This window comes from Candidatus Frankia alpina, assembly GCF_902806485.1.
GTDB lineage: Bacteria > Actinomycetota > Actinomycetes > Frankiales > Frankiaceae > Frankia > Frankia alpina.
Genome location: NZ_CADCWT010000166.1, coordinates 1 through 11,396, shown reverse-complemented (window position 1 = coordinate 11,396; position 11,396 = coordinate 1). Strand labels below are relative to the sequence as shown.

Sequence of the window (11,396 nt, the reverse complement as noted above, 5' to 3'; positions counted from 1 at the left end):
CGGCGACCTGAACGGAGAGTCGGGTCGTCGGCTAGGCATGGCGGCACGGCCGAAGTCGCGAGAGACCGCGCAGGACGCCGTCGGCGAATCCTGCGCGGCTGTTGTTGGGCGTGGGTGGTCAGCCAAGGATTTGATGCGGCGCGGAACCTAATGCTTTGGTGAACACCCGCATGATCCGTGGAAGGGCGAAGATTTGATGAAGCGAATAGCTTTCACTTTGCTGCCCCTTGTGCTCGGGGTCACCGCGACGCTGATCGGGACGGCCGTGTCGGCATCGGCCATCGTCCCGCTGTCCAAATGCAGCAGCCATCCGACGTTCGCCGGCAACAGCGGTGTCATCAATCTCGGAACGGGATCCGGGGAGTCTTTCGTCTGGGGCGGGAGGATGATCCCGACCGCACGGGAGCCAGGCGTGTACCGGATCTCGGTATACGCCGGGAGCAAGGTGAAGGACAGAAAGAACGGGCACTACCCGTACTTCCCGCACGGCTCTCTGCCTGCCTCGATCGCGCGCCCCGGTTATCGAATGTCCATCTCCGTTACACTCGTCTCGGACACCGGCAATGTCTACACCTCCGCACAGAATGGGTGCTCAATGTGAGCACTTTTCGCGATACCACCAGATCCACGGTGGATTTCCTGGTCAGAAACCTGGCCGGCAGTCTGCCGCCAGGCCTGTCGCTGATCTCGGTGCAGGGCACTGATCTCGCGATCCGCGAGAAGGGCTCGGAGACCATCCCGTGCATGGATCTCGCTCTCGTCGACCTCCCCGAAAGCGCCGAGGAGTACGCCGGGCTCGTACACGTCGCACTCGACAGCATTCAGACCGTCGTGTCGCGAGTGACCACGGGGCCGTGGCCGACCGTCGCCGGAGCCGTGCGGGTGGTCAACGCCTACAGTGCCGTCCAGGGGGAGACGGTTACCTGCGGCTACGGGACCATCGATAACCCGCTGCTCGCTCTGCCGCCCCTACGCCTACCCGAAACGTTCGGCCGCGATGCGCGGTAGCCGATCCCTCGTTTCGGGTGCCGAGTAGCGGACGCACCGCCAGTACCGACTGCGACGGTGGTCGCCGAGTGCACTGCACACCGACGACCGCCGTCGCGGTCCCCGTCCTGGACGTGTGCGATGGCGGCGTCGGGTCATCACAGAAGCGAGCCACGTGCCAGTAAGGGCCTGCTCGGGGCGCGGCCTCGAGTCTCACAGGCGGCGCACAGCATCGGCACACGGGTGGCACAGCTCGCCAACCGAGGGTGAGGGGCATGACGACGTGGATGCCTTCCTCGGCGACCGGAACCGGTGCCCCCACGCAGCGCGTTCCCGTGGAGCAGACGCACGCCAGCACGGCAGTGGAGGACGACGGCCGACCGCTCCCGGTGCTCGATGTCGTCATCCCGGTCTACAACGAGGAGAACGATCTCGCCCCTGCGTGACACGTTCCCCTACCCGTTCCAGCTCACGATCGCCGACAACGCCAGCACCGACGGCACCCTCAAGATCGCCGTGGCGCTGGCGGAGGAGCTGCCCGGAGTGCGCACGGTGCACCTGGACGCCAAGGGCCGCGGCCGGGCGCTGCGCACCGCCTGGGGGATGTCGTCGGCGCCGGTGCTCGCCTACATGGACGTCGATCTGTCGACTGACCTCGCCGCGCTCCTGCCGCTGGTCGCGCCGCTGATCAGCGGGCATTCGGATCTCGCGATCGGCACCCGGCTCGCCCGTACCTCCCGAGTGGTGCGCGGTCCGCGCCGGGAGGTGATCTCCCGCTGCTACAACCTGCTGCTCCGCGGGACACTCGCCGCCCGGTTCTCCGACGCGCAGTGCGGGTTCAAGGCGATCCGGGCCGACGCCGCCGCGGCGCTGCTGCCGTTGGTGGAGGACACCGGCTGGTTCTTCGACACCGAGCTACTCGTCCTCGCCGAACGGACCGGGATGCGCATCCACGAGGTGCCCGTCGACTGGATCGACGACCCGGACAGCCGGGTCGACGTGCTCAACACGGCGATCGCGGACCTCAAGGGGGTCGTCCGGCTGCTGCGGGCGCTGGGTACCGGCGCGCTGCCGCTGGTTGAGCTGCGCCGGGAGTTCGGCCGAGGGCCACTGACCACGGCGGCCGGAGTCGGCGTCGCCATGGACGGCGCGGACGGCAGCGGCGGCGCGGCGGCGGGAGGGGTGCAGGTGCCGGGAGTACCACGGGGGCTGCCGGGCCAGCTGATTCGCTTCGCGGTCATCGGGGTGGCCAGCACGCTGGCCTACCTGGTGCTGTTCGTCCTGCTGCGGACGGCCACCGGCGCCCAGGCGGCGAACCTGCTGGCGCTGCTCATCACCCCGGTGGCGAACACGGCAGCGAACCGGCGGCTCACCTTCGGTCTCACCGGTGCGGCCCAGGCCGGCCGCCACCACCTGCAGGGCCTCGTGGTGTTCGCCATCGGGCTGGGGCTGACCAGCGGCTCGCACGCGGCGTTGCACGCAGCGGGCGACCATCCCGGCCGCGGTCTGGAGGTCACGGTCCTCGTGTTGGCGAACCTGCTGTCCACCGTCATCCGGTTCCTGCTGCTGCGGGCCTGGGTTTTCCGCGCCCGCCCGGCGACACCCGAAGCATCCTGACCCGCCCCAGCGCACAGGATCTGACCCGCAGCACAGACGCCAGACGCCGGTCAGGGGCGGATGACCAGCAGCAGGTCGCCGACCTCGACGGAGTCGCCGCTGGCGCGGACGAGTTCGCCGACGGTGCCGGCGACGGGGCTGGTCACCGCCGCCTCCATCTTCATCGCCTCGACCACCGCGAGCTTCTGGCCCTGGGTGACGGCGTCCCCGGCGGCGACGGTGAAGGTGACGATGCCGGGCAGCCCGGCGCCGATCTGGTTCGCGTCGCTCGGGTCGGCCCGTCGGGCCGCGGCCGTCGTCGCCGTGATGGAGGTGTCCCGGACCCGGACCGGGCGGGGCTGGCCGTTGACCCGAAGGTAGAGGGTCCGCATGGCGGCGTCGTCCGGCTCGGACAGCGTCTCCAGCTCGATGATGATCTCTACCCCGGGCTCCAGCATGACGGCCACCGGGGCGCCGGGCCGCAGCCCGTACAGGTAGGGCTCCGTCGGGACCAGCGAGGAGTCGCCGTAGCTGTCGGCGGCGGCCAGGTAGTCCTTCCACGGGCCGGGGAACAGCAGCCGGGACAGCGCCGAGCGGCGCCGGGCGCCGGGAACGGCGAGTTCGGCGGCGTCGGCGGGGTCGAGGTCGACGGCGGGCGGAGCCGGATGGCGGCCGGCCAGCGCCCGCTCCCGGAACGGCTCCGCGAACCCGGCCAGCGGGGTGCCGAGCTCCCCGGCGAGGTAGCCCAGCACGCTCGCCGGCAGGTCGAAGCGCTCCGGATGCTCCCGCAGCGTGGCGACGTCCACCCCGCCGCCGACGAGGAACAGCGCCAGGTCGCCGACGACCTTGCTGGTCGGCGTCACCTTGATCGGCTTGCCGAGCAGCTCGTTGGCGACGGCGTACGCCTCCTGCACGGCCGGCCAGCGCTCCCCCAGTCCCAGGGCGATCGCCTGCTGGCGCAGGTTGGTGAGCTGCCCGCCGGGGATCTCGTGCCGGTACACCGCCCCGGTCGGCGCCCGCAGGCCCGCCTCGAACGGCGCGTACAGGTCGCGCACCGCCTCCCAGTACGCCTCCATCGACGACAGGGCGGCCAGCGCAATCCCCGTCGCCCGTGGGGTGTGGTCGGTCGCGGCGACCAGCGCCGACATGTTCACCTGGCTGGTGCCGCCGGACATCGGCGCGGCGGCGGCGTCGACGGCGTCCACCCCGGCCGCGGACGCGGCGAGCAGGGTGGCGAGCTGGCCACCGGCGGTGTCGTGGGTGTGCAGGTGGACGGGCAGGTCGAAGCGCGACCGCAGGGCGGTGACCAGCGTCGCCGCCGCGGTGGGACGCAGCAGCCCGGCCATGTCCTTGATCGCCAGTACGTGCACGCCGGCGGCGACGAGCTGCTCGGCGAGGCGCAGGTAGTAGTCGAGGGTGTAGATCTGCTCGCCGGGGTCGGACAGGTCGCCGGTGTAGCACAGGGTGCCCTCGGCGATCGCCGTGCCGGTCGCCAGGACCGCCTCGATCGCCGGGCGCATCTGTTCCATGTCGTTGAGCGCGTCGAAGATCCGGAAGAGGTCGACGCCGGTCGCGGCGGCCTCGGCGACGAACGCCCGCACCACGTCGTCCGGGTACGGCGTGTAACCGACGGCGTTGCGCCCGCGCAGCAGCATCTGCAGGCACAGGTTCGGCGCGGTGGACCGCAGCGCCGCGAGCCGCTCCCACGGGTCCTCGGCCAGGAAGCGCAGCGCCACGTCGTACGTCGCCCCGCCCCACGCCTCCAGGCTGAGCAGGTTCGGCGTCAGGGCGGCGAACGAGGGCGCCGCCGCCAGGATGTCGAAGCTGCGCAGCCGGGTCGCCAGCAACGACTGATGAGCGTCGCGCAGCGTGGTGTCGGTGACGGCCAGCGCCTCCTGGGCGCGCAGCCGCGCCGCCCAGCCGGCCGGACCGAGCTCGGTGAGCAGCTGCCGCGAGCCGGTGCCGATCGGCACTGCCTGCCCGTCGGGCAGCAGGGGCAGCTCCGGCAGCCGGGTACGCGGGTCGACCAGCGCGGTCGCCGGGCGGCGGAACCCGTTGACGGTGCTCTCGGCGAGGCGGGCCAGCGTCCGGCTGGTCTGGTCGGTGCTCCGGCCGGGCAGCAGCTCCGGACGCTCGTCGATGAACGACGTCGTCACCCCGCCGGCGAGGAAGTCGGGGTCGGTCAGCACCCTGCCCAGGAAGTCGATGTTGGTCCGGACACCGCGGATCCGGAACTCGTTGAGCGCGCGGCGCGCCCGCCGGGCCGCCTTCTCCAGCGTGCTGCCCCGCGCGGTCAGCTTCACCAGCAACGAGTCGAAGTAGGGGCTGATCTCCGCGCCGGCGTAGGTCGCACCGTCGAGGCGGACGCCGGGGCCGCCCGGGGACTGGTAGAAGCTGATCGTCCCGGTGTCGGGCCGGAAGCCGTCCGCCGGGTCCTCCGTCGTGACCCGGCACTGGATCGCGGTGCCGCGCAGCGCGATCTGCTCCTGACCGAGGTTGAGATCGGCGAGGCTCTCCCCGTCGGCGATACGCAGCTGCGCCGCGACCAGGTCGACGCCGGTGACCTCCTCGGTGACCGTGTGCTCGACCTGGATGCGCGGGTTCATCTCCATGAACGTGTACCGGCCGTCGGCGCCCAGGAGGAACTCGACGGTGCCGGCGTTGACGTAACCGACGTGCCGGGCGAAGCGGACCGCGTCCGCGCAGATGCTCGCCCGGACCGCCTCGTCCAGCATCGGCGCCGGGGCGATCTCGACGACCTTCTGATGGCGGCGCTGCACCGAGCAGTCCCGCTCGAACAGATGGATGATGTTGCCATAGGAGTCTGCGAAGACCTGTACCTCGATGTGGCGGGGCCGGTCCACGGCCTGCTCCAGGAACACGGTCCCGTCGCCGAACGCCGCCGCGGCCTCCCGGGAGGCGCTGCCCACCGCGTCGGCGAGGTCCGCGGCGCGCTCCACCCGGCGCAGCCCTCGCCCGCCGCCGCCCGCCGACGCCTTCACAAACAGCGGGAACCCGACCTCCTCGGCCGCCTGCGCCGCGCCCGCCCCGTCCGGCAGTGGCACGGACGCACACAGCACCGGCAGGCCCGCCGCCATCGCCGCGTCGCGTGCCGCGACCTTGTCCCCCGTCAGCCGCAGCACCGACGGCGGCGGGCCGACGAAGGTCACCCCCGCCGCCGCGCACGCCTCCGCCAGCACCGCCGACTCCGACAGGAAGCCGTAGCCGGGGTGCAGCGCGTCCGCCTCCGCCTGCTTGGCCACTGTGAGCAGCGCGTCGATGTCGAGGTAGCCCCGCACCGGATGACCCGGCCCGCCGAGCTCGTAGGCTTCGGACGCCTTCGTCCGGTGCAGCGCGGAGACGTCCTCCGGGGTGTAGACCGCGACGGTGCGCAGCCCCAGCTCCTGAGCGGCTCGGAAGACGCGGACGGCTATCTCACTGCGGTTTGCGACCAGAACCTTGCGCACGCGCGCCTCCTCGGACAGGGTGCGCATCATTGTGAGGGCGTAACGCTCCCACGCGCCAAAGCAACGTGTCGGGGGTCACGATCGACTGTTCGGGCTAACGTCACCACAAGGACGGCGCTATGCGATCGGACCCCCGCCCCGCCGGCCGGGACCCCATGCCTCAAGTCGGGCCCGGGCCGGGGTGCGGGTGGTCGCCAGACGATCAGTAGCGCCAGCGGGTGGCGGCGACGACGACGGCCGGGTCGGCACCGGCGAACCGGTCGATCTCCGCCCGCCGGACGGAGGCGACGGTGTCGTGCAGCGCCGGTCCGCAGGCGCGGCGCAGCACGTCGTCGGCCGTGAAGGCGGCGACGGCCGCGCCAAGGTCGGTCGGCAGCCGGGCGATGCCGCGTCGGGCCCGCTCGGCGGGGCCGAGCGAGGCCGGGTCGACGTCGACCGGTGGGGGCAGCCGCGCCTCGTCGTCCAGGCCGGCGTGCCCGGCGGCGAGTAGCCCGGCCGCCACAAGGTAGGGGTTGGCGGCCAGGTCGAAGCACTTGATCTCCAGATTCGCCGCCCGGCCCGCGGCCGCCGGTGGCCCGGGGATCATCCGCAGCGCCGCCTCCCGGTTCTCCGACCCCCAGCAGGCGTAGGCCCCGGCCCACTGGGACGGCACCAGCCGCAGGTAGGAGGCCACGCTCGGCGCGCCGAGCGCCATCAGTGCCGGCAGCCGGGCAAGGATCCCGGCGACGAACGCCTCGCCGGTCGCCGTCAGCCCGCCCGGGACGTGTCCGCCGCCCAGCAGATTGTCCCGGCCGCCGCCGTTCCACCCGCCCGGCACCGCGGCGCCCAGTGCCGTGGCGCCCGCCGGCCCTGGGCCCGCCCCGTACCCGCCGGACCCGATCACGCCGGACTCGGTCACGCCGGACTCGGTCACGCTGTCGCCGCCGTCGCTCTCGCCATCGCCCCACAGGCTCAGGTGGACGTGCCCGCCGTTGCCGACGCCGTCGGCGAGAACCTTCGGCGCGAACGAGGCGCGCAGGCCGTGGCGCCCGCTGACCGCGCGCACAGTCTCCTTCACCAGCACGCAGGTGTCGGCGGCGCCGAGCGGGTCCTGCGCGGCGACCGAGACCTCGAACTGGCCGGCCGCGTACTCGGGATGGATCTGCTCGACGACGAGACCCTCCTCGGTCAGCGCCATGACCACGTCGCGCAGGTAGTCGCCGAGCTCGGCGACGCGGGTCATGCCGTAGGCGGGGCCGCGGGCGGCGGGGACGAACCCGTCGGCGCCGGCCGGCGCGACGGCCCATTCGATCTCGAAGGCCATCGCGACCCGCAGCCCGCGTCCGGCCAGGCGCACCGCCTCGACCCGGACGAGATCCCGGGCGTCCTGGGGATGGGGCGCGCCGGTCTGATCGCGTCGATCCACCGGTGCCCACGCCCACCCGGGTTGGGCGGCGAGTGCGGTCAGCCGGTCCAGGTCCGGATGCAGCCGAAGGTCGCCGACCGGGCCGCCGGCGAAACGGCCGGCGGTGATGCTGTCGTCGACGCCGAACGCGTCGAACACGGGGGACGCGCCGATGCCCCAGACCACCGCCGCGTCCAACCGGCCAACCGGCACCCCCTTCATCCGGGTGATGCCGCTGTTGTCGACGAAGGTGCAGGCGACGCACACGACCCCGCGCACCTCCAGGTGTGTCGCCGCGTGCCGAGCCGCGGCGGCGAGCCGGTCGCGCTCGCGGCCGTCGGTGGCGCTGATCCGCGGCGCGGCCCGATCCCACGCAGGGCCGATCATGATCGCCCCTCCCGCGGAGGCCTCGAGTGGCACGGAGATCGCTGTCCCACGAATGTCGCCTTCTCCACGGATCCCACCCTCGCTGGGTCTCACCTGGCACCATAGTTCGCGCGACCGCGGGCCCGATGTGCGGGTGAGGCGCCGGACGAGACCCCGCCCACACCGATCCGGCTGTCACGTACAGTGATATTCAACCATGATCTCGCCGGAGATGCCCACCGTGCATCCGGGCGGCCGTCAACAGTTGTCCACAGCTTTCGCCCCGACAAGAAGATTTGAAAACACGTCAACATCACCAATGTTCGACTCGACTGTCCCCAGGTAGGCCGAAGTAATCCACAAGTTATCCACAGTCGCAGCACGCAGGTGTGGATTACGCAAAGTGACATCCTTGGCTAGGCATGGTCCCACCGCCCAGCGGGGACCAGTCAGGGATGGGGCGCTCCGGAGGCGTCGGCGAACCTGATCTCGTCGATCACGCACTCGTCGATCACGAGCTCGTCGACCATCACTGCCACGGCCTCGTCCGGCGCGATCTCACCCGCCCGGAGTTCGAGGGCATGCTCACCGAGGCCGATCGACCCGGCCCGGCCGGCACCACGGTGTTCGACAGCCAGATCGGCTTCGCCGTGCGGCGCTGGTGCGCCCCGGCGCTCGACCTGCCGCCGCACGCCGACCCCGAGACCTACCTGGAGCGGCGGGCCGAGCTTGGCCACACCGAGGTGCACCGGCGGCTGCTCGGGGCGTCCGGAATCACCACCTTCTGCGTCGACACCGGCTTCCAGCCCGAGCCGCTCACCTGCGCCGAGGACCTCGCCGCATTCGCCGGCGGACGAGGTCTCGACGTCGTGCGCCTCGAACGGATCGCGGAACGAGCAGCCGTGGACGTGCTCACCGGGCAGATCGGGGTCACCCACCTCGCCGACGCGGTACGCACCCGGCTGGCGGAACGCACCCCGTCGACGGTCGCGGTGAAATCGGTCGCCGCCTACCGTGCCGGGCTCGACCTGCCGGCCCGGCGGCCCACCGATCGGGAGGTCTCCGCCGCCACCCGCACCTGGATCAACAAGATCCGAGGTGGCGCCCCGATCCGGCTGCACGACCCCGTCCTGCATTCGTTCCTGATCTGGTGCGGGGTCGAGGCGCGGCTGCCGGTGCAGATCCACGTCGGCTACGGCGACGCCGATCTCGACCTCGCCCGCGGCAACCCGCTGCTGCTCACCGGCCTGCTGCGGGCGATCGCGCCGACCGAGGTCACTGTCCTGCTACTGCACTGCTATCCGTTCCACCGCGAGGCCGCCTATCTCACCCAGGTCTTCGCCAACGTTCACCTCGATCTGGGGCTCGCGATCAACAACACCGGGCGCGGCTCCATCGGCCTGATCGCACAGGCCCTCGAACTCGCCCCGTTCGGCAAGTTCCTGTTCTCCACCGACGCCTACGCCCTCGGCGAGCTGTTCCTGCTTGGCGCGACGCTGTTCCGCCGCGGCCTGGCCGTCTTCCTCGCCGAGGGCATCGACGACGACGCCTGGACCACCGCCGACGCCGCCCGGATCGCCCGACTCATCTGCGCCGACAACGCCCGGCGCGTCTACGACCTGCCTTAGACGACTAGGTTCTATCTACTCGGAGTCGTAGACGATTAACGTCGAGTAACGGTGGCGGCCGCGGAGAACCGTCGTCAACCTCCCGCATTTCCCACCCCTGCGCGGCCCGGATCTCTCCCAGCCATAATTGAGGTCAGATTCTGACCGGAAGTGCCCCTAGCGTCGACCCCAATCAGACGGACGACGAAGGGCAACAGGCGATGACCACCACGAGAACCGACGCGACTCCCGCCACACCGGCCACGGCCAGGCCCGCGCCCACCGGCGAGCGCGCCGACCTGTTGGCGAGCCTGGCGCAGCGCCGCTTCTTCCTCCGGTTCACCGTGCAGAACCTCGACGACGAGCAGGCCGGGCGGCGCACCACCGTCAGCGAGCTGACCCTCGCCGGCCTGGTCAAGCACGTCGCCGTCATGGAGCACCAGTGGCTGGACTTCGTCCTCGTCGGCGCCTCGGCCTTCGACGGCGGCATGGCGGCCCGCCAGGATGAGTTCCACGGCGGCTTCCGGCTGCTGCCCGGCGAGACGCTGGCCGGTGTGCTCGACCGCTTCGACGAGGTTGCCCGCCGCACCGAGCGGATCGTCGCCGAGGTCGCGGACCTCGACGACGCCCACCCGCTGCCCGCGGCGCCCTGGTTCGAGCCCGGTGCGAGCTGGTCGGTGCGGCAGGTCCTGCTGCACCTCATCGCCGAGACCGCCCATCACTGCGGGCACGCCGACATCCTGCGTGAGGCCCTCGACGGCGCCCGCACCATGGGCTGACGGCACCCACACTCCGGGCCGTACGCCGACCCGCCGCCCGCCGATCAGCCGGCCGTGGCGTCGGCGGGGGCCGGCGGGCACAGGCAGAAGGGGTGACCGGCGGGGTCGAGCAGCACCCGCCAGCGCTCGCCACCGGGCTGGAACGACGCCTGGGTGGCGCCGAGCTCCTCGGCGCGGGCGATCGCGGCGGGTAGGTCCGCGACCCGGAAGTCCAGGTGGAACTGCTGCGGCACCTCCTGGTCCGGCCAGCGCGGCGGCCGGTAGTCCGCCACCCGCTGGAACCCGAACGTGAGCGCGGTGCCCGGCGGGGTCAGGTAGGCCCAGGCGCCCCCGTCGTCCGCACCCCCGACGCCCCAACCGGTCAGCTCGCCGTAGAAGGTCGCGAGCTCCGTGGCGTCCGGGCAGTCGAGCATCAGCCCTGCCCATGCCGCCGGCGTGACGCCCGGCGAGGACGTCGCCTCCTCGGTCGCCGCGCCGCCGACCGTCTCCGTTCCCGTCATGGTCATCTCCTATCGGACCTGGTGGTGTTGCCTGCTCCACCCATCCTGGGCGGGATACCTGACTTCCCCTGGCAGGATTGGCGCGCGAGAATGCGGGCGTGCGTGCCAGCCGGCTGCTGTCCGTCCTGATGCTGTTACAGACTCGCGGCAAACTGACGGCGCGCCAGATCGCCGACGAGCTGGACGTGTCCGTCCGGACCGTCCACCGGGATCTGGACGCCCTCGCGCAGGCCGGCGTCCCGGTGCTGGCCGACCGGGGCGTCACCGGCGGCTACCGACTGCTCGCCGGCTACCGCACCCGGCTGACGGGGCTGACCGCGGACGAGGCCGATTCGCTGTTCCTCGCCGGGATGCCGGGCGCCGCCGCCGAGCTGGGCCTCGGCGCGATGCTCGCGGCGGCCGAGCTGAAGCTGATGGCGACGCTGCCGGAGCCGCTGCGCGAGCGGGCCGGCCGGGTCCGCGAGCGCTTCCACCTCGACGCGCCCAGCTGGTTCCGGGCGACCGAGGACACGCCACTGCTCGCCGAGGTCGCCGACGCGGTCTGGGCGCAGCGCCGCCTGCGGGTCACCTACCGGCGCTGGCGGGCCCCCCGCGAGGTCGACCGTGTCCTCGACCCGCTCGGCGTCGTGCTCAAAAGCGGCACCTGGTACCTGGGAGTTTTTCCGAAACTCGCCATGGCTGATTCGAATCAGATCGCCGGGATCGTAAAT

Annotated in this window: 8 protein-coding genes and 1 pseudogene; 6 read left to right on the top strand and 3 right to left on the bottom strand. The window is 72.0% G+C overall.

The window, feature by feature from the left end; translation table 11 throughout:
* Positions 1-217: 217 nt before the first annotated feature.
* From G6R25_RS16685 to G6R25_RS16675, 3 genes and pseudogenes are all read left to right on the top strand, one after another.
* On the top strand, positions 218-601 hold the full coding sequence (locus tag G6R25_RS16685; protein ID WP_136447989.1) for a hypothetical protein: 384 nt from the start codon (positions 218-220) through the stop codon (positions 599-601).
* Positions 598-1,008 (top strand): hypothetical protein, encoded by a 411-nt coding sequence (locus G6R25_RS16680; RefSeq protein ID WP_163553732.1) that lies wholly within the window; start codon positions 598-600, stop codon positions 1,006-1,008. The genes G6R25_RS16685 and G6R25_RS16680 overlap by 4 nt, the downstream gene beginning before the upstream one ends.
* 254 nt (positions 1,009-1,262) lie before the next feature.
* Positions 1,263-2,604 (top strand): annotated as a pseudogene (locus G6R25_RS16675) (bifunctional glycosyltransferase family 2/GtrA family protein).
* Positions 2,605-2,654: 50 nt separating this feature from the next.
* Here G6R25_RS16675 and G6R25_RS16670 read toward each other — a convergent pair.
* The gene (locus G6R25_RS16670; RefSeq protein WP_163553731.1) at positions 2,655-6,050 is read right to left on the bottom strand and encodes a pyruvate carboxylase; all 3,396 of its coding nucleotides are present in this window, start codon (positions 6,048-6,050) and stop codon (positions 2,655-2,657) included.
* Between the two features lie 202 nt (positions 6,051-6,252).
* The gene (locus G6R25_RS16665) at positions 6,253-7,821 is read right to left on the bottom strand and encodes a type I glutamate--ammonia ligase (RefSeq protein ID WP_163553730.1); all 1,569 of its coding nucleotides are present in this window, start codon (positions 7,819-7,821) and stop codon (positions 6,253-6,255) included.
* A gap of 434 nt (positions 7,822-8,255) precedes the next feature.
* Here G6R25_RS16665 and G6R25_RS16660 point away from each other — a divergent pair, with 434 nt between their 5' ends.
* Both G6R25_RS16660 and G6R25_RS16655 read left to right on the top strand, forming a co-directional pair.
* Positions 8,256-9,428 (top strand): amidohydrolase family protein, encoded by a 1,173-nt coding sequence (locus G6R25_RS16660; RefSeq protein ID WP_163553729.1) that lies wholly within the window; start codon positions 8,256-8,258, stop codon positions 9,426-9,428.
* Positions 9,429-9,628: 200 nt separating this feature from the next.
* Positions 9,629-10,186 carry a DinB family protein gene (locus G6R25_RS16655; RefSeq protein ID WP_136448683.1) on the top strand — a complete coding sequence of 186 codons (558 nt, stop codon included), beginning with the start codon at positions 9,629-9,631 and terminating at the stop codon, positions 10,184-10,186.
* A 44-nt stretch (positions 10,187-10,230) separates the two neighbouring features.
* Here the strand turns inward: G6R25_RS16655 and G6R25_RS16650 are convergent, their stop codons facing one another.
* Positions 10,231-10,686 (bottom strand): VOC family protein, encoded by a 456-nt coding sequence (locus G6R25_RS16650; RefSeq protein WP_235948752.1) that lies wholly within the window; start codon positions 10,684-10,686, stop codon positions 10,231-10,233.
* A 98-nt stretch (positions 10,687-10,784) separates the two neighbouring features.
* On the opposite strand from G6R25_RS16650, the gene G6R25_RS16645 reads away from it, so the two are divergent.
* Positions 10,785-11,396 (top strand): helix-turn-helix transcriptional regulator (locus G6R25_RS16645; protein ID WP_163553728.1); only part of this gene is annotated, 612 nt, incomplete at its 3' end.